19 protein-coding genes are annotated in these 18,721 nt (G+C 47.8%); 18 read left to right on the forward strand and 1 reads right to left on the reverse strand.

Annotated features, from left to right (window positions below):
- Positions 1-4 precede the first annotated feature (4 nt).
- The 3 genes from BM334_RS04925 (at position 5) to BM334_RS04935 (ending at position 4,265) form a co-directional block, all read left to right on the forward strand.
- Complete coding sequence (locus tag BM334_RS04925) at positions 5-1,030, forward strand: fumarylacetoacetate hydrolase family protein (RefSeq protein WP_092838655.1); 1,026 nt, start codon at positions 5-7, stop codon at positions 1,028-1,030.
- A 13-nt stretch (positions 1,031-1,043) separates the two neighbouring features.
- Complete coding sequence (gene maiA, locus BM334_RS04930) at positions 1,044-1,685, forward strand: maleylacetoacetate isomerase (RefSeq protein ID WP_092838658.1); 642 nt, start codon at positions 1,044-1,046, stop codon at positions 1,683-1,685.
- Between the two features lie 105 nt (positions 1,686-1,790).
- Positions 1,791-4,265 carry a S9 family peptidase gene (locus tag BM334_RS04935; protein ID WP_092838661.1) on the forward strand — a complete coding sequence of 825 codons (2,475 nt, stop codon included), beginning with the start codon at positions 1,791-1,793 and terminating at the stop codon, positions 4,263-4,265.
- Between the two features lie 167 nt (positions 4,266-4,432).
- Here the strand turns inward: BM334_RS04935 and rne are convergent, their stop codons facing one another.
- Complete coding sequence (gene rne, locus BM334_RS04940) at positions 4,433-7,351, reverse strand: ribonuclease E (protein WP_092838664.1); 2,919 nt, start codon at positions 7,349-7,351, stop codon at positions 4,433-4,435.
- A 537-nt stretch (positions 7,352-7,888) separates the two neighbouring features.
- On the opposite strand from rne, the gene rluC reads away from it, so the two are divergent.
- The 15 genes from rluC to BM334_RS05015 all read left to right on the forward strand — a co-directional run bounded on the left by rluC (position 7,889) and on the right by BM334_RS05015 (position 18,702).
- Positions 7,889-8,854 carry a 23S rRNA pseudouridine(955/2504/2580) synthase RluC gene (gene rluC, locus BM334_RS04945; RefSeq protein WP_092838667.1) on the forward strand — a complete coding sequence of 322 codons (966 nt, stop codon included), beginning with the start codon at positions 7,889-7,891 and terminating at the stop codon, positions 8,852-8,854.
- A complete protein-coding gene (locus BM334_RS04950; protein ID WP_092838670.1) occupies positions 8,851-9,492 on the forward strand; it encodes an HAD-IA family hydrolase in 642 nt (213 codons plus the stop codon). The genes rluC and BM334_RS04950 overlap by 4 nt, the downstream gene beginning before the upstream one ends.
- A 35-nt stretch (positions 9,493-9,527) precedes the next feature.
- On the forward strand, positions 9,528-10,121 hold the full coding sequence (locus BM334_RS04955) for a Maf family protein (RefSeq protein ID WP_092838673.1): 594 nt from the start codon (positions 9,528-9,530) through the stop codon (positions 10,119-10,121).
- Between the two features lie 43 nt (positions 10,122-10,164).
- Positions 10,165-10,689, forward strand: coding sequence for a 23S rRNA accumulation protein YceD (gene yceD, locus BM334_RS04960; RefSeq protein ID WP_092838676.1), 525 nt, complete (start codon positions 10,165-10,167; stop codon positions 10,687-10,689).
- Between the two features lie 19 nt (positions 10,690-10,708).
- Positions 10,709-10,879, forward strand: a complete 171-nt coding sequence (gene rpmF, locus BM334_RS04965; protein ID WP_034729259.1) for a 50S ribosomal protein L32 — start codon at positions 10,709-10,711, stop codon at positions 10,877-10,879.
- Positions 10,880-10,900: 21 nt separating this feature from the next.
- Positions 10,901-11,926, forward strand: a complete 1,026-nt coding sequence (plsX, locus tag BM334_RS04970) for a phosphate acyltransferase PlsX (RefSeq protein ID WP_092838679.1) — start codon at positions 10,901-10,903, stop codon at positions 11,924-11,926.
- A gap of 8 nt (positions 11,927-11,934) precedes the next feature.
- Entirely contained in the window at positions 11,935-12,894 is a 960-nt protein-coding gene (locus tag BM334_RS04975) for a beta-ketoacyl-ACP synthase III (RefSeq protein WP_092838683.1), read from the forward strand.
- A gap of 14 nt (positions 12,895-12,908) precedes the next feature.
- Positions 12,909-13,826, forward strand: coding sequence for an ACP S-malonyltransferase (fabD, locus tag BM334_RS04980; RefSeq protein ID WP_092838687.1), 918 nt, complete (start codon positions 12,909-12,911; stop codon positions 13,824-13,826).
- Between the two features lies 1 nt (position 13,827).
- Positions 13,828-14,574 (forward strand): 3-oxoacyl-ACP reductase FabG, encoded by a 747-nt coding sequence (gene fabG, locus BM334_RS04985; protein ID WP_092838690.1) that lies wholly within the window; start codon positions 13,828-13,830, stop codon positions 14,572-14,574.
- 118 nt (positions 14,575-14,692) lie between these two features.
- Positions 14,693-14,932 (forward strand): acyl carrier protein, encoded by a 240-nt coding sequence (acpP, locus tag BM334_RS04990; RefSeq protein WP_055437985.1) that lies wholly within the window; start codon positions 14,693-14,695, stop codon positions 14,930-14,932.
- A gap of 45 nt (positions 14,933-14,977) precedes the next feature.
- Complete coding sequence (gene pabC / locus BM334_RS04995) at positions 14,978-15,784, forward strand: aminodeoxychorismate lyase (RefSeq protein ID WP_092838693.1); 807 nt, start codon at positions 14,978-14,980, stop codon at positions 15,782-15,784.
- Positions 15,739-16,758 (forward strand): endolytic transglycosylase MltG, encoded by a 1,020-nt coding sequence (gene mltG, locus BM334_RS05000; RefSeq protein WP_157981858.1) that lies wholly within the window; start codon positions 15,739-15,741, stop codon positions 16,756-16,758. The genes pabC and mltG overlap by 46 nt, the downstream gene beginning before the upstream one ends.
- Positions 16,758-17,396 carry a dTMP kinase gene (gene tmk, locus BM334_RS05005; protein WP_092838699.1) on the forward strand — a complete coding sequence of 213 codons (639 nt, stop codon included), beginning with the start codon at positions 16,758-16,760 and terminating at the stop codon, positions 17,394-17,396. Before mltG ends, tmk begins: the two co-directional genes overlap by 1 nt.
- Positions 17,393-18,358, forward strand: a complete 966-nt coding sequence (locus tag BM334_RS05010; RefSeq protein WP_092838702.1) for a DNA polymerase III delta subunit-related protein — start codon at positions 17,393-17,395, stop codon at positions 18,356-18,358. Before tmk ends, BM334_RS05010 begins: the two co-directional genes overlap by 4 nt.
- Positions 18,340-18,702: a PilZ domain-containing protein gene (locus BM334_RS05015; protein WP_055437980.1), complete on the forward strand. Its 363-nt coding sequence runs from the start codon at positions 18,340-18,342 to the stop codon at positions 18,700-18,702. The genes BM334_RS05010 and BM334_RS05015 overlap by 19 nt, the downstream gene beginning before the upstream one ends.
- Positions 18,703-18,721 lie beyond the last annotated feature (19 nt).

An 18,721-nucleotide genomic window follows, 5' to 3' on the forward strand; every position in this document is an offset into this window, starting at 1 on the left:
TTTTATGAAGTTTGCGACCTATCGAAATGGAACCCGCGACGGCCAGTTGATGGTGGTTAGTCGAGATTTAACCAAAGCTGTTAAGGTGCCAGCGCTAGCTGCAACCTTGCAGGAAGTTTTAGACGATTGGGACGGCGTAGCTCCAGAGCTAGAAAAAGTATATCAGGCATTGAACAATGGCGAATTGGCCGACGCCGAAGCGTTTGATGAGCGCCTTTGTGAATCGCCATTACCACGTGCCTATCAGTGGGCTGACGGCAGCGCTTATGTGAATCACGTTGAGCTAGTTCGTAAAGCGCGAAACGCTGAAATGCCACCTAGCTTTTGGACAGATCCATTGATGTATCAAGGCGGATCTGACGACTTTTTAGGCCCGAAAGATGATATCGAAATGGCTGACACAGCCTGGGGTATCGACTTTGAAGGTGAAATTGCGGTGATTACTGACGATGTACCGATGGGCACTGAGCCGACGCAAGCCGGCGAATACATTCGGTTATTAATGTTAGTGAATGACGTGTCGTTACGCGGCTTAATTCCTAACGAATTGGGTAAAGGATTTGGCTTCTTCCAGTCCAAGCCTTCGTCAGCATTTTCGCCAGTTGCCGTAACTCCTGATGAGTTGGGCGCAAATTGGCGTGACAACAAGGTACATTTGCCATTATTGAGCTACTATAACGGTAAGCCATTTGGTAAACCCAATGCCGGAGAAGACATGACGTTTGATTTTGCGCAGCTTGTTGCACATGCGGCGAAAACACGTCACTTAGGGGCCGGCGCAATTATCGGTTCAGGTACAGTGTCAAATAAGCAAGGCACTGATCATGGCAGCGCCATCGCCGAAGGCGGCGTGGGATATAGCTGTATTGCCGAAGTACGAATGATTGAAACCATTCGCGACGGTAAACCTGCAACTGGGTTTATGCAATTTGGTGACACCATAAAAATTGAGATGACCGACGAAAACGGCCACAGTATTTTTGGTGCGATAGACCAAAAAGTGGTGCAGTATTCGCCGAATGACGAATAATTGCGGAGTAAGCATGGAACTCTACGGCTACTGGCGCTCAAGCGCCAGTTACCGGGCGCGAATTGCGCTCAATTATAAGCAACTAGACTATAATTATATTCCTGTTCACTTAATCAAAGAGGGCGGGGAGCAGCACAAGCAAGCTTATCGCCAACTGAACCCGAATGGCTTAGTGCCAACCCTTGTGGATGGACCGGTTATTCTGCATCAGTCGTTGGCGATTATTGAGTACCTAGAAGAAAGCCATCCAAAACCTTCGTTGTTGCCTGGTAACGCGCAGAAGCGCGGTGCTATTCGTGCCATTGCGTTAGATATTGCCAGTGAATTACAGCCGTTAATTAATTTACGCGTTCAGCAATATTTAGTGCGTGAATTAGACGCGGATGATCACGCGAAACAAGCTTGGCTTGCGCATTGGTTTAAGCAGAGCTTTACGGCGCTTGAACGAAACCTTGAAGAAGTTTCTGGGCAATACTGCGTGGGCGATGATTTCTCGTTGGCTGATGTATGCTTAGTGCCGCAGGTGTACAGCGCTGAGCGGTTTGGCATTGCCCTAGACGATTACCCATTAATTCGGGCTATTTATCAACGCCTGTTGGAATTGCCTTGGGTTGCGGCTGCGCATCCAAGCAAACAGCCTGACGCTGAAAGCTAACCCAAGAACCGCGAATTTCATCGCATTCCGACTATGCCCAGCTCGTATATTGCTGGGCATTTTGGTTTAATGAGCCGGTACAAATAGGCTAACAAGGATCTAAAAATGAAAACAAAATTAGCAATAGCCATTGCAGCCGCGCTCATGAGTGCGTCTTGTGCTATCACTGAGCCGACGAATACCAATACAGCAGCCGTAACACCGCCGACGATGTTGACGACAGCTGCGAACGCACAAGCAACAGCGGACCAAGCGTTGACCATAAAACAAATTATGGCAGACCAAGACTGGGTTGCACGTTCACCAGAAAATGCCTACTGGATGCTAGACGGTAGTGGGGTGCTGTACCAACAAAAACGCGAAGGTTCAATTTTACGTGACTGGTATCATCAACCGCTGGATAAAGGGGCGCATGAAGTACCGGTAGAAAAACTACATAATTACGCGTACAACAACGGCGTTTACAATGCTGACAGCTCGCTTTTAGCCTACACCTTTGAGGGTAATATTTTTGTACGCGATCTCGCTAAGGGCGAAACCAAGCAGCTAACCCGTGATGAAGCCCGCCAAAGTCAGCTTCTATTTTTAACGAACGGACAGTTGGCGTACCGCCAAAACAACGATTTTTTTGTGGTTGACCCGGCTTCTGGCTTAACGCAACAAATTGCTGCGCTAGAAACCAAAGATGCGCCAAAAGCCAATACTGAGGCAAAGGACTTTGTTGCGCGCGAACAACAAGAACTGATTAAGTTTGTACAAGTAGAGCGTAAAAATAAAGCTGACCGTTTTGCCCAGCAGCAACAATTGCAGCAAAGCAACAGCTCGCTTGCACCTCAACCATTTTACTTGGGCCAAGGCAAGCAAGTTGTCGCGGCAAGCTTATCACCGGCTGGCGATAAACTGATTGTCGCAATTAGTGACCCGCAAAAGTGGCGTGCGGAAGGCGATATTATGCCGAACTATGTCACCGAAGACGGCCGTGTTGCAGCAGAGTCAGTGCGCGCCCGTGTAGCAGATGCTAAGCCCGTTGAGCATCAGGTAATGGTGCTAGATTTAGCTTCTGGTGAGCAAACCCAGCTAACCTACAATACCTTACCTGGCTGGAATGATGACGTGTTGGCAGAGGTGCGCAAAGAAAACTATGCCGCTCAAGGCAAGACTTATACATCTGAAGAAAAACCACGCCCAATTACTTTAATGCAGGACTGGGGTTGGCAAAGTGGTGCTATTCGTTGGTCTGACGACGGCAGTGCAGCGGCGCTTATGCTTGAAGCCTGGGACAATAAAGACCGCTGGATAGCAAGTGTCGACTTTGATGGGAAGCGTTTCGTGAATCAAGAGCGTTTGCACGATGAAGCTTGGATTAACTACACCCACAATGAGTTTGGATTTTTACCGAACAGCAAAACCCTGTGGTTCCAGTCGGAAGCCGATGGCTATGCACATCTTTATGTGAAACCGTTAAACGGTAAAATTAAACAACTAACGCAAGGCAACTTTGTCACTGAAGACCCGACTGTTAGCGCCAACGGCGAATACATTTATTTTAGTGGCAATAAAACGCACCCAGGCAACTACGAAGTTTACCGTGTGCACACACAGTCTGCGCAGCTTGAACAGCTGACTAAGCTTGGCGGCATTAATAATTATGAATTAAGCCCGCAAGAAGACAAACTGTTGGTGAAGCACTCTGAAGCATTGCAACCAGAAGAGCTGTATGTGCAAACCATTGGTGAGGACATCGCCAAGCGTTTGACGCAAACTGTGACGGACCAATTCATGGCGTTTGATTGGGTTGCTCCAGAAATTGTGCCTGTTCCTTCAAGCCATGTTGACCACCCAATTTATACGCGGGTTTATTACCCGAAAGATTACGACCCGAATCGTGCAGAAAAATACCCAGCTGTGGTATTTATTCACGGCGCAGGCTATTTGCAAAATGCGCATGCCGGTTGGTCTGGCTACCAACGTGAATTCATGTTCCATACGTTTTTAACCCAGCAAGGTTACGTGGTGTTAGACCTGGATTACCGTGGTTCAAAAGGCTATGGCCGCGATTGGCGTACGGCAATTTATCGACAAATGGGTACACCAGAGGTTGAAGATTTAGTCGATGTTGTTAAGTGGGCGGGTGAGAACACCAACGTAGATACCAATCGTATGGGTACATACGGTGGTTCTTATGGCGGTTTCCTAACCTTTATGGCGTTGTTTAAAGAGCCAGGCTTGTTTAAAGCGGGCTCGGCATTACGCCCTGTAAGCGACTGGGCACACTACAACACGGGCTACACGTCGAATATTTTGAACTTGCCTGACGATGACCCTATTGCGTACCGTCGCAGCTCGCCAATTTACTTCACCGAAGGTTTAGAAGATGCGCTGTTGATCAATTCGCCAATGGTTGACGATAACGTGTTCTTCCAAGACAGCGTGCGTTTAGTTCAGCGCTTGATTGAACATGAAAAAGAAGATTTCGAAACGGCAATCTTCCCAGTTGAACCACATGGCTTCCGTCAGCCATCAAGCTGGCTGGATGAATACCGCCGTATTTTCAAACTGTTTGAAGAAAACCTCAAGTAATAGCGTCTAAGCAGAAGGGTCTAACACGAAAGTCTGACGGTTTTATAAAGAGAGAGTTCGCTCTCTCTTTATCATTTAAAAGCCGTAGATTAAGACCATAAAAAAAGCCAAGTTGAACTTCAACTTGGCTTTTTATTTGTTTGAGTTTCTAGCTTCAAACGTTTGCGCTACTGCGTTTTACTCATTTCAGCAACGGTGACTGAACGCGCTTCTTTAAAGCTTGCCGTGCGGGCATCTTTATTAAATGGCAAACGTACGTCATTTTGCGCAACAGCCAACGGCTGGAATGCGTCAGTGCGTGCAACGGCACTGGCTTTAGCCATTGGTGCTGAGGTAACGAAACCTTTTACTGCGTTTTTCTTCGCAGCTGATTTAGCTTTCACTTTAGGCTCAGCTTTTACTTCTGGCTCAGCTTTCACTTCTGGCTCAGCTTTCACTTCTGGCTCAGCTTTCGCTTCTGGCTCAGCTTTCGCTTCTGGTTCAGCTTTCACTTCTGGTTCAGCTTTCGCTTCCGGCTCAGCTTTCACTTCCGGCTCAGCTTTCACTTCCGGCTCAGCTTTCGCTTCCGGCTCAGCTTTCGCTTCTGGCTCAGCTTTCGCTTCTGGCTCAGCTTTCGCTTCCGGCTCAGCTTTCGCTTCCGGGTCAGCTTTCGCTTCTGGTTCAGCCTTGGCTTCTGGCTGAGCCTTGGCTTCCGGCTCAGCTTGGTTTGCTGACTGCGTTGCTTCAACTTCGTTGTCTTCGGCTACTTCTTGTTCGGCAGCTTTACGACGTTGCCCGGCAGCGCGTTGATGACGAGGTGAGCGGCGGCTGCGATTGCGGTTGCGATCTACATTGTCACCGGTACCTTCAGCTTGGCCTTCGGTGGTTGTTTCGCCGGCAGTTTCTGCAACTTGCAGCGCGTCATCGGCTTTTACGTCTGGCTTCGCTTCTGTTGCAGCAGGTTTCGCTTCTGTTGTTGGCTGTGCCTGTGCGCCAATTTCACCATCTGCGGCTACACGAACCGACTGATCAAGCTTACGACGCTGACGGCGCGGCTTCGGTGCGCTTGGCTGACGCTCTTGACTCGCATCGTCGGTTGCTTTGTCTTGTGCCTTCGCTGGGGTGCTTTGTACGTCTTGTTGCTCAGCATTTGGCTTATTACGGCCACGACCACCACGTCCGCGGCGACCGCCACGTTCATTGCGCTCTTTTGCTGAATCATCTTTGCTGGTTTTGTTATCAACCGCTTTATCATTGTCTACTACCGCTTTATCGCCTTCGGCATCGCGTGGACGACGGTTGTTGTTATTGCGACGACGGTTATTACCCCCACGGGTGTTACGGCGCTGATTATTTCCACGACGTTGTTGATTCGATTTATTGTTTTTGGTTGATTTGCTTTGCTCTTCTTCTTCGCTGGCAAACAACCCAGCAAGCCATTTGCCTAAACGCGACAATAAACCTGGCTTAGCAGCTTCTGCAGTGGCAGCTTTCGCTACTGGAGCTGGTGCTGCTGGTGCTTGCAAACCTTTTAATGCTGGTTCTTCAAAGCTTGGTTTGTCTTTGTTGAGAACAATTTCGGTGCTGGTATCTTCAGGTTTCTCAATCAAAGTGAAGCTATTTGCTTCGTCAACTTCGTCATTGCGAAGACGTTTCACGTCGAAATGCGGGGTTTCTAAGTGTGGGTTAGGGATAACCAAAACCGAAACGCCATGGCGTTTTTCAATGTCAAAAATTGACTGACGCTTTTCATTCAGCAAGTAGGTAGCGACTGTAACAGGAACCTGGGCCTGAACCTGAATGGTGTTGTCTTTAAGCGCTTCTTCTTCAATAAGACGCAAAATTGACAGCGCCAATGACTCAGCTGAACGAATAGTGCCGTGGCCGCTGCACCGTGGACAAACGTGATTGGATGCTTCACCAAGTGAAGGGCGCAAACGTTGACGCGACATTTCTAACAAACCAAAGCGCGAAATGCGGGTGACCTGAATACGTGCGCGATCTTGTTTTAAGCTGTCACGCAAACGGTTTTCAACTTCACGCTGATGGCGGGCCGGGGTCATATCGATAAAGTCGATAACCACCAAGCCGCCGACGTCACGCAAGCGCAGTTGGCGCGCAATTTCTTCGGCTGCTTCTAGGTTGGTCTGAAATGCAGTTTCTTCAATATCGCCGCCTTTGGTAGCGCGTGCAGAGTTGATATCAATAGAGGTTAGCGCTTCGGTTGGGTCAATAACAATGGAACCACCTGAAGGCAAACGGACTTCACGTTGGAATGCAGATTCAATCTGGCTTTCCACTTGGTAATGATTAAACAGCGGTACGTCGCCTTGATAAATCTTAACGCGATTCACGAAGTCAGGACGAATTAACGTGACGTGGTCACGAACCTGATCGAAAACCTTTTGGTTGTCGATAAGCACTTCGCCAATATCACGACGCAAGTAATCACGAATTGCGCGAAATACCACGTTGCTTTCTTGATGAATTAAAAATGGAGCAGGGCGCGAATTAGCGGCTTTTTCAATGGCTTCCCAATGGTGCAACAGAACGTTTAAGTCCCATTCAAGCTCTTCTTGTGACTTGCCAACACCGGCGGTGCGCACAATAAGGCCCATGCTGTCAGGCAAGTTTAAAGCATCTAAAGTTGCTTTCAGCTCGCTGCGCTCTTCGCCTTCAATACGACGAGAAATACCGCCTGCACGCGGGTTGTTTGGCATTAAAACTAAATAACTTCCGGCAAGAGAAATAAAGGTGGTTAATGCAGCACCTTTCTGACCACGTTCTTCTTTGTCGATTTGAACAATAACTTCTTGGCCTTCGGAAATAACATCTTTAATGTTAGGGCGGCCCGAAAATGAATAGCCGTTAGGAAAGTAAGTTTTAGCAATTTCTTTTAACGGAAGGAAGCCATGACGCTCAGCACCGTAATCAACAAATGCGGCCTCTAAACTTGGCTCGATGCGGGTGATTTTACCCTTGTAAATATTTGATTTCTTTTGTTCATGACCTGGGCTTTCAATATCCAGATCATAAAGGCGCTGGCCGTCAACCAGCGCAACGCGCAATTCTTCTTGCTGCGTTGCATTAATTAGCATTCTTTTCATTGTTTGTGACTCGTTCTTACGGGCCACAACACAGTACGACAGGCGTTCGCCATCGCTATTTCGAGATTGAATTGTTTTAGCCAAGGGCTAATAAATTAGCACCTAACACCCCCCGTTTTAACAACTTAAGCTTAAACGTGAGGTCGCAATTTGTTACCAAGCCGAAATGCGCTTGTAAAGGCCATACTGCGTTGCAGCACTGGTTCTTTGAATAGGTTTGATTTAAGGGCGGCGCGTTTAGTCAATCTTCATAACTTGGTGTGAAGATGAGCCAATGTTATTCCGTGCCATCAACTTCTCGATGCGTTTGCGAATCGTAAGCTGAGGTGGACGTATTGGCAGAGACGCTTTCCGCTCAAACCACGCGTTAAATTTTTTACTCTGTTCTTGCACTTTGGCAACGTACTTTTCGGTTGCGCAAAAGTGTACCGCTCTCTGTCAACCGGTGCGGATTTTTCCGGCAGCTGATTATCACATGAAAAACGTTGTAAATACAAGATGAACATTGTCAAGAGCTCGTGCTAAAATCAGCGCCCTATGAGCGAACAAACCACACCATCACAAGGCGTACGCTTTCAGACAGTCGAAGCGGGCTATCAAGAACAGCGTATTGACAACTATTTAATGGCGCAATTGAAGGGCGTACCCAAGTCATTGGTGTACCGAATTTTGCGCAAGGGAGAGGTGCGCGTAAATAAAAAGCGCGTTAAACCCGAATATAAATTGCAAGTGGGCGACATTATTCGTATTCCACCTGTGCGAGTGGCTGAAGCAAATCCGTTGCCGTCAGCTAAACTAGACCAAGTGCAAGCCCTGCAAGCTCACATTCTTTACGAAGACGATGTGTTAATGGTGATGAATAAACCAGCGGGGTTAGCGGTGCATGGCGGGTCAGGGCTGCAATTTGGCCTCATTGAAAGTTTACGAGCCCTAAGACCGGACGCCAAACAAATGGAGTTAGTGCATCGTTTAGACCGTGAAACCAGCGGCTGCATATTAATAGCCAAACGCCGTTCGGCACTGCGTAGTTTGCATGAGCAACTGCGCAATAAGACCATGGATAAACAGTATTTAGCGTTGGTTCGAGGGCAGTGGCAGAAGCACGTCAAGCTAATTGCTGCGCCGTTGTTAAAGAACACATTAAAGTCAGGCGAACGTGTTGTCCGTGTGGATGCCGAAGGGAAACCTTCTGAAACGCGCTTTCGCATCGTTGAAAAATATGCGCAGTGTACTTTAGTTGAAGCCTCGCCAATTACTGGGCGTACTCATCAAATTCGAGTGCATGCTTTACATGCTGGACACCCGATAGCCTGCGACCCTAAATATGGCGATGCAGAGTTTGACCAAAGCATGCAGACACTGGGCTTGAGTCGACTGTTCTTGCACGCGCATCAGTTAACTTTCAGTCATCCACAAACGGGCAAGGCCGTTACGGTGAATGCGCCATTAGATGACATATTAATGAATACCTTAAAACAACTCGGCAGCCGAAAATATTCATGAAGTTTCCGCTCGTTATATTTGACTGGGATGGCACCCTGATGGACTCAGTGGGGCGAATTGTTTCATCGATGCAACGTACCGCTGCTCAGCTTCGCCTCGAGCATCCGTCTGAAACTGCGGTCCGAGACATTATTGGTATAAGTTTAGAGCCGGCCATTGAAAAACTATTTGGCCGATTAAGTCGTGCTGATATGGCGGCATTTATTGAGGTGTACCGGCAGCAATATGTGTATGATGACATCACACCGTCGCCGTTATTTCCTGGAGCCCGAGAGTTGCTTGAAGACCTGCGGGCGCGTGGTTACACCCTCGCGGTGGCGACTGGTAAAGCGCGTCATGGGCTTGAACGGGTGTGGCAAGAGGCCGGCATTCGCCATTTATTTCATGCTTCTCGCTGCGCTGATGAAACTGCGTCTAAACCCAATCCACTGATGCTACGCGAGTTACTTAATGAAACCGGGCATGGTGTTGAACAGGCGATTATGGTTGGTGACTCAACCCACGATATGCTCATGGCTGAACATGCCGGAATGGCGCGAATTGCGGTGCGCTTTGGCGCCCACAGCACAGACCAACTTGCTCCGCATCAACCATTAGCGATTCTCGACGAATTAACCGCCTTAACACAGTATGTATAGGCGCCCACAGATTGAAGTATCTAGAGGACAAAAATATGAATTTGGTCTTGGCCTCAACATCACCTTTTCGACGCGAGTTACTGGCAAAAGTTATTCGACATTTCGACGTGGCAGCCCCTGAGGTTGACGAAACGCCATTGTCTCATGAAGCACCGTGGCGACTCGTCGAACGCTTAGCGCAAGCAAAAGCCAAAGCCTTAGCAGCACGATTCCCTCAACACATTCTTATTGGTTCTGATCAAGTTGCGGTCAGTGACGGCAAAATTTTAGGTAAACCAGGCAGCAAAGCGAACGCGATTGCGCAGCTGCAGTCCATGCGTGGTAAACAGGTCACGTTTTTAACTGGTTTAGCGATTTATGATAGCCAGCAACAACGCATGCAGTCGTGTGTTGAACCCTTTGATGTTTTCTTTCGGGATTTAACCGATACTGAAATTGAAGCCTACGTTGCCCGCGAGCAACCGTTAAACTGTGCTGGTAGCTTTAAAAGTGAAGCCTTAGGCATTAGCTTGTTCTCGTCATTGCGCGGCGATGACCCGAATGCGCTTATCGGTCTGCCGCTAATACGTTTATTAGCCATGCTTCGCGAATGGGGAATTAATCCGCTACTGGATGAAAATAGCCATTAAAATGCTTGTGTTCAGGCGCTGATTCCTTTAACATTCGCGCCCTATGCAGAAGGTTCGAATACCCATTACGGTAGATCCGGTAAAAAGCGCCGGCAAACAGTTGACTTATATCGGGCTTGTTCCTGGACAGTCGCTTGCTCGTTTGCAGGAGTTGCTCGCTGATCCATGTCCTGACGTTGATGTGTCGTTATCATTTGACGCGGATGAACAGGGTATGAAACGCATTCAAGGCGAAGCACAGGTTACTGTGGTTGCCGATTGTGAGCGTTGTGGTGATGCAATGACTGTGCCGTTATCGTGTTCATTTATTTATGCACCGGTAACGAAGCGGCAGAAGGCCACCGATATGCCTGAGGAATATGAGCCTGTTGAACTTGACGAGCTAGGTGAAGTGAATCTGCATGCATTGGTTGAAGATGAATTGATATTGGCGATGCCTGTTGTGGTCAAACATGACGAACGCGAATGTCGAGTAGATAGTAATGCAATGCAATGGGGGGAAATTGATGACTCCCCAGAAGCAAAAGATAACCCTTTTGCGGTATTGCAAGAATTAAAGCGTAAATAAACTTAGGAGATAGCGTAAAATGGCTGTACAACAGAATCGGAAAAGTCGTTCGAAGCGCGACATGCGTCGTTCTCACGATGCACTGAGCGGCCCTACACTGTCGGTTGACTCTACCTCTGGTGAAACGCATCGTCGTCACCACGTAACAGCTGATGGTTTTTATAAAGGCCGTAAAGTAGTTAACAAGTAACCAGAACTGAGAAGTGAGGCTATGGCCGCACTGACACTGGCACTTGATGCAATGGGGGGCGATCTTGGCCCCTCAGTTGTTATAAACGCCCTTGAACGGGCGTTAGAATCTTTTCCTCAAGTTCACTTTATTGTCGTTGGCGATGAAGAAGAGCTCACTCCTTTATTGCAGCAAGCAAAATTAAATCAACATCCGCGTATTGCGATAAAACACGCAAGCCAAACGGTTACGATGACCGATAAGCCAGGTTATTCTTTACGGGCAAAACCCGATTCATCAATGCGGGTGGCACTTGAACTGGTTGCCGCGGAAGAAGCTGTGGCGTGCATTAGCGCAGGTAATACCGGTGCATTAATGACCAAAGCTTATTTCACGCTTAAAACCTTACCTGGCGTGTTACGTCCTGCACTCATGTCAGCTATTCCGCAGCAAAACGGCGGTTCGGCATTTGTGCTGGATCTTGGTGCCAACCCAGTTTGTGATTCTGACACCTTATTTCAGTTTGGTGTGATGGGCTCAGTGGCGGCACAAGAAGTGCTCGGTATTTCAAAACCGCGTGTAGCGTTGCTGAACATGGGCGAAGAAGAAATCAAAGGCAATGATGTGGTAAAAGCCACTGCTGCGTTACTGCAACAGTCACAACATATTAATTACATTGGTTTTATTGAAGGCGATGACTTGTTTTCGGGCAAAGCAGATGTGATCGTTTGTGATGGTTTTGTCGGTAATATTGCTCTAAAAAGCTGCGAAGGTTTAGCAGACTTACTGCTGAACAATATCAAATCAAATATTCACGCGCACTGGCTAACGCGCTGGTTCGTGAAACTCTTCTATCAACGTTTACAACGCTCGTGGGATTGGCTGAAGCCCGACCACTATAATGGCGCTAGTTTGATAGGATTACGGGGTGTGGTGATAAAAAGCCACGGCGATGCCAATGCACGCGCGTTTTATAGCGCCATTGAGCAAGCGGTTGAAGAAACCCAACGTGATCTGCCGACGCGAATTCGCGATCGGGTTGAACAAGTACTGTTAGAGCAGGAATAAACGTTATTATGCAATCAGAAATTGCAGGAACTGGCCATTATTTACCGGGTCAGCGCCTAACCAATGCCATGCTTGAACAGCGGGTAGAAACAAGCCATGACTGGATTGTGGAACGTACCGGCATTCATGAACGACGCATAGCTCAGGCCGGCGAAAACGCCGCTTCAATGGGCATGGCCGCAGCGCGTGAAGCGCTTCAAGTAGCAAATTTGCAGGCCGACGACATTGACTTGATCGTTGTCGCGACAACATCTGGCGAGCGAGCGTTTCCCAGTGTGGCGTGCGAAATTCAAGCGGCCTTAACTGAGAACAATATTCCCGCCTTTGACGTCGCAGCGGCCTGTTCTGGTTTTATCTTTGCTTTAAGCGTTGCCGACCAATATATACGCAGTGGTACTTACCAACGGGTGTTGGTGATTGGAACCGACGTGTTATCGCGTTTATGTCATCCGGATGATCGCAATACCTTAGTATTGTTTGGAGACGGTGCGGGAGCTGCCGTGCTGCAGGCTTCCAACAAGCCAGGAATTATTTCCACGCATTTAAATAGTGCCGGAGAGTTTGCCGACTTACTTGGCGTGAACCACGTATCACGCACGTCGCCCGAAGAGCTCAGTGAAGCTTGGATGTACATGAAGGGCAATGAAGTTTTTAAAGTGGCCGTGAGTAAACTTAGCGAACTTGTGGTGGATACCCTTGCTGAAAATGGCCTGGTGGCAAGCGACTTAGACTGGTTGGTACCACATCAAGCCAACATGCGAATTATCAAGGCTACTGCAAAAAAGCTAAAAATGCCTATGGAACAAGTGGTTACCACGTTAGAATACACAGGTAACACATCGGCAGCTTCAGTACCTATTGCATTAGATGTTGCCATTCGCGATGGCCGTATTCAACGGGGTCAAAAATTATTATTAGAAGCCTTTGGCGGTGGTTTTGCCTGGGGCTCAGCACTTATTGAGTATTAACTAAGGAACAATTCATGCGAGCTTATGTTTTTCCGGGTCAAGGATCGCAAACCGTAGGAATGCTGGCCGATGTGGCAGCAGAATATCCAGTGGTTGAAGAAACCTTTGCCCAAGCAAGTGACGTACTTGGCTACGATTTATGGGCTTTAGTACAAAACGGCCCAGCTGAGCAACTGAATGAAACACAACGTACCCAGCCGGCTTTATTGACCGCCAGTGTGGCGCTGTATCGTGTGTTAGAGCAGGCTGGCGTAGAGGCGCCAGAGTGGATGGCAGGTCATAGCTTGGGCGAGTATTCGGCATTAGTGTGCGCCGGCGCCTTAGACTTTCAAGATGCCGTAAAGCTGGTCGCTATGCGTGGTGAGTTTATGCAAACTGCCGTGCCGACTGGTATTGGTGCCATGTCGGCGATTATTGGCTTAGACGACGAGCTGGTTGAAAAAGCCTGTGCTGAAGCGGCACAAAATGAGGTGGTGTCAGCGGTGAACTATAACTCGCCAGGGCAGGTGGTTATTGCCGGGCATAAAGCCGCGGTTGAACGTGCGGGTAAGGCTTGTTTAGAAGCCGGTGCTAAGCGTGCACTCCCATTACCAGTTAGCGTACCATCGCACTGCGCTTTAATGCAGAGCGCGGCTGAACAGTTAGCCGTTGAGTTGGGTAAGTTAACCTTTAACACGCCGCAGGTGCCGGTTGTGAATAACGTTGACGTTGAAGCGCCACGCGAAGCTGATCAGATTCGGGACGCCTTGGTTCGCCAGCTGTATTCACCGGTGCGTTGGACCGAAACGGTACGTCATTTGGTGGCACAAGGGGTTACCGAAATTTATGAAATTGGCCCAGGCAAGGTATTAACCGGGCTCAATAAACGCATTGATAAAGCAATTAGCGGCGATGCGGTAAACACCGTCGATGCTATTGCAGCAAGGAAATAATATGACAGATTTAATGAATTTAAATGGCCAAGTTGCATTAGTCACTGGTGCGAGCCGAGGTATTGGCAAAGCCATTGCGCAACAACTAGTAGCACGCGGTGTAAAAGTTATTGGCACGGCAACCACAGAAAATGGTGCGGCGGCTATTAGTGATTATTTAGGTGAGCACGGTGAGGGCTTGGCGCTGAATGTGACTGATGAAACTAGCATTGCAAGCGTATTGAAGCATATTGATGACACTTATGGTCAACTTGATATTTTGGTCAATAATGCCGGCATTACCCGTGATAACTTATTGATGCGTATGAAAGATGACGAGTGGGATAGTGTCATGGACACCAACCTTAAGTCTGTTTATCGCTTATGCAAAGGCGTTATGCGCGGTATGATGAAGCGTCGCAATGGCCGCATCATTAATATTTCGTCAGTGGTTGGTACCACAGGCAACCCAGGGCAAACCAACTATTGTGCAGCAAAAGCAGGTTTGGCTGGGTTTACTAAGTCATTAGCTCAAGAAATTGCATCGCGCGGAATTACCGTTAATTGCGTTGCGCCAGGTTTTATTGATACGGACATGACCAAAGCGTTGACAGACGATCAAAAACAGGCCATTTTCAGCAATATTCCTGCCGCACGACTTGGGCAGCCAGATGAAATTGCTGCAGCCGTGGTGTTTTTAGCTTCACCAGGTGCTGCATATATTACGGGTGAAACCATTCATGTGAACGGTGGTATGGCAATGATATAAAGCCAAAGGGGTACGACCTGTTAGGGTTGAGCCATTTTTTGCTTTATTATTGCGGCTGCATTCACTACACTAAGCCCAATTTTGAACACGTTACCTAAAATCAAGGGACATATATAAAATGAGTACTATTGAAGAACGCGTTAAAAAAATCATCGTTGAACAGTTAGGCGTTAAAGAAGAAGAAGTAAAACCAGAAGCTTCTTTTGAAAACGACCTTGGTGCTGACTCACTTGATATCGTTGAATTAGTGATGGCTCTTGAAGAAGAGTTTGAAACTGAAATTCCTGACGAAGAAGCTGAGAAAATCAGAACTGTTGAAGCAGCTATCGATTACGTGAAAAATCACGCAAACGACTAAGCTAAGAAGTACGGAAGGGCGGAATGAGAATTCCGCCTTTTTTGTATGTGGTTCAACGGCCAACCCCTCGCATCGAATTCACTTGACCGTGGCCTACAGTTTGGCGACGGACACTTCACCACACTTGTTATTCGACATGGCCACGTTGAGTTTTGGCAGCGCCATTGGCAGCGCTTACAGCAGGCTAGTTCTCGGCTAGCCATGGGCCTACCGGCGCAACAAGACGTTACGCGTGTGCTTGATGACATAGCCCAACAGCATCCCAATGCGGTCGCGAAAATTATGATTACCCGCGGTAATAGTCAACGTGGCTATGCACCAGACGCGGCTACGCCAATCAATTGGTATGTTACCGTCAACCCGCTTCCCAGTTGGTCAGCGCAAGGTATTGCCGTAGCGCAAGCCAATATGCAATTGGCGCAACAGGCTGCCTTAGCTGGCTTAAAAACGCTAAACCGCTTAGAACAGGTGTTGTTGAGTCAAGAACGCCAGCAACGGCAGGTTGATGATTTAATTGTTTGTGATACATCGGGTAACGTGATTGAAGCTGTGAGTAGTAACCTGTTTTGGTTTGATGGTCACAAATGGCGTACCCCACGGCTAACGCTTGCCGGTGTTGACGGTGTGATGAAGCAAGAGATTTGTGCGCACGTGTTACCCGCAACAGTGTCTTCCCTAGCAACCTTTACAGAATTTGCCTCTGCCGAACAGGCGTTTTTATGCAATACTGTGTTGGGTCCGCGGCCAATAACTCATATTAATCAACGGCCGTTAGCAAAATCGGTATTACCAGAGGTTGTATATACGTGGTATTCAAACGTGTTGTCCAATTCTTCATCGTCTTTCTCGTAATTACTAGCGTAGCGCTCGGCGCAGGCTTTTGGTATGCGCAACAGCGTTTGCAGCAATCGTTGCAGCTAGCGCAGCCACTGTTATTTGAAGTAAAACGAGGTATGCACGCGCGCACTGTGTTGCAACAGCTGCAGCGTCAAGGCGCAGATATTCATGTTTCTGAGGCCTATATTGTGAGCCGGCTGCTTGATGATCCGAGTCGTTTGCAAGCAGGCGTGTATCAGCTTTCAACAACCGACTCTTTACAAAGCTTATGGCGCAAGCTTCGACTCGGGGAGCAACACCTTTTTCAAGTGGCATTAATTGAAGGCCGCACGCTTCATGAGTGGTTACAAGTGTTGTCCAAGGCCGAGCATATTGAAGAGCCGCTGCAGTTCACTCACAAACATGAAGCTGCAGAGCGCGTAGCAGAATTGCTCGGTATGGACTCGACATCAGCCGAAGGATGGTTATTTCCAGATACTTATAGTTACCGAGCGGGCACTTCGGTATTGGATATACTGCGCGAGGCGCATTTACGCATGCAGGCAGAATTATCTGAAACCTGGCAAACAAGAGCCAATGATTTACCGTACGAAAACGCTTATGAACTCCTTATCATGGCATCAATTATTGAGAAAGAAACGGGTTTAAAAGGCGAGCGAAAACGTGTAAGTTCGGTATTTATTAACCGCATAAACAAAGGCATGCGTTTGCAGTCTGATCCCACCACAATTTATGGCATTGAGCCATTTGATGGGAATATAACGCGAGCTCATTTACGCGAAGAAACTGCGTATAATACGTATCGTATTTCTGGCTTGCCGCCTAGCCCAATTGCCATGCCAAGTAAGGCGAGCCTTGAGGCTGCAGCGCACCCAGAACACAGCGATTATTTTTATTTTGTAGCGGATGGTTCAGGTGGTCATGTATTTTCAAAGACTTTGGCTGAACACAATAAAGCCGTGAATAGATACCAAAGGAATCAACGCTAATGCCAGTAGGCAAGTTTATTGTCATTGAAGGGTTGGAAGGTGCAGGGAAAAGCTCCGCCATAGCCAGTGTTGTTAATCATTTGCACGCCAAAGGCATAGCTACGCAAACAGTGCGTGAGCCAGGCGGTACGCCGTTGGCCGAAGCCATACGTGAGCTTGTGAAACAAGACTGGGAAGAGCAACTGACGGCTGAAACCGAATTGCTTTTAATGTATGCAAGCCGCTCGCAATTGGTTGAGAACATTATTAAACCGGCGTTAGCACGAGGTGTTTGGGTTATTGCAGATCGTCATGATTTATCGTCTCGTGCTTACCAAGGTGGTGGGCGTCAATTAGGCGATGAAAAATTGCTGACATTGCGTAACTTGGTGCTTGATAATTTTGTTCCAGACCTGACCTTGTTACTTGATGTTGATCCGAAAAAGGGGCTAGAACGCGCACGTGAGCGCGGTGAGCTAGACCGCATTGAACAAGAAGACATCGCTTTTTTTCAACGCACCCGCGACCGTTATTTAGAAATTGCAGCGTCAGACCCAGCTATTTGTGTAGTGAATAGTAATCAATCAATGGAACAGGTGCATCGTGATTTGCTGCAGCAACTCGAAGTTAAGCTTTTTCATGAAATGGGTAGCCTATGAGTTTGCCTTGGTTGCGTGAACCGTGGTTACAAGTTGTTAGCGACATTCAAAGCCAGCGATTTGGCCACGCCCATTGTGTTCCTGCTCGAGCGGACCTGGGTGCCGATTCTTTCTGTCAGGCCTTAGTTGATTATTTATTTTGCTTGAAACCACAAGCAAAAGCCTGCGGCGCGTGCAAAAGTTGTTTGTTACAACAAGCGGGAACGCACCCTGATTATTACGAAGTAAGTAGCGAAGACGATAAAGCTATCGGGGTTGGTAAAATTCGTGAATTAACGCAACGTCTGCAAGAAACGGCGAATCAGCACGGTGCTAAGATCGCATGGATAAAAGATGCTGAGCGAATGACCGTTGAAGCCGCCAATGCGTTACTAAAAACACTCGAAGAACCCACTGAAAATACGTATATTCTTTTAACACCCGTTAAAACGAATGCGTTGTTACCGACGCTGCGAAGCCGCATGCGGTTGCATAAATTCAATGAACCATCATGGCCTGAAACAGAGGCCTGGTTAATGCAAAAATTAGGGCGTTCGCTGTCAGGTGAAGAACAACTGCAATGTCGTCACCTTGCCGGCTCACCTTTAACAGCACTAAGCTTACTTGAAGGTAAGCATGTTGACGAAACAGACCATGTAGCACAATTGGCGCAGGCGATGTGCCGTTCAGGAACCTGGCCGCAACCATCGAAGCAAGATTGGAGCTCTTGGTTAAATGCTTCTGAAGCATGGCTGCAAGAGCTGATTCGGCTGCGCCAACGGGTGGCTGCGGAACGCTTACGTTTTCCGCATTTAAGCGACTTGGCTCATGATTGGTTACAACGGCAACAAATAACCGTGAGTGAATTAAATGCTTGGCTAGCTTTATGTTATAATTTGCGCAAATTAACAAGCGAGCAGTCGGGCTTAAACGCCCCATTACTATTACAACAACAGTGGTTACAATGGAAACACAAACCGTAGCAAACGCTGAAGCAGCAATGCCAAAAAAACGAATAGTGTTGGGCACCGAAGCTCAGCTGCGTCGCTATTATATGCCATTCATAAAAGGGGGCGGGCTATTCCTAACGACTGACGAACCACTGAAAATAGGCGATCACTTTTTATTAGAAGTGCGTTTATTTGGTGAGCAAAGCTCAGTATTGGTGAAATGCAAAGTTATCTGGTTAGCGCCATCGAAACCAGGGCGGCCAGAACAGCAGGGCGTTGGCGTGCAATTTATTGATGATAAAGCCATGCTTAAAAACATGATTGAATCTAAATTAGCTGCTATTGGTAACACTGCAACCCCCACGGCAACCATGTAAATTTATCGCGATAGGAGTT

Origin of the sequence: Pseudidiomarina donghaiensis, assembly GCF_900116895.1 — a bacterium.
GTDB lineage: Bacteria > Pseudomonadota > Gammaproteobacteria > Enterobacterales > Alteromonadaceae > Pseudidiomarina > Pseudidiomarina donghaiensis.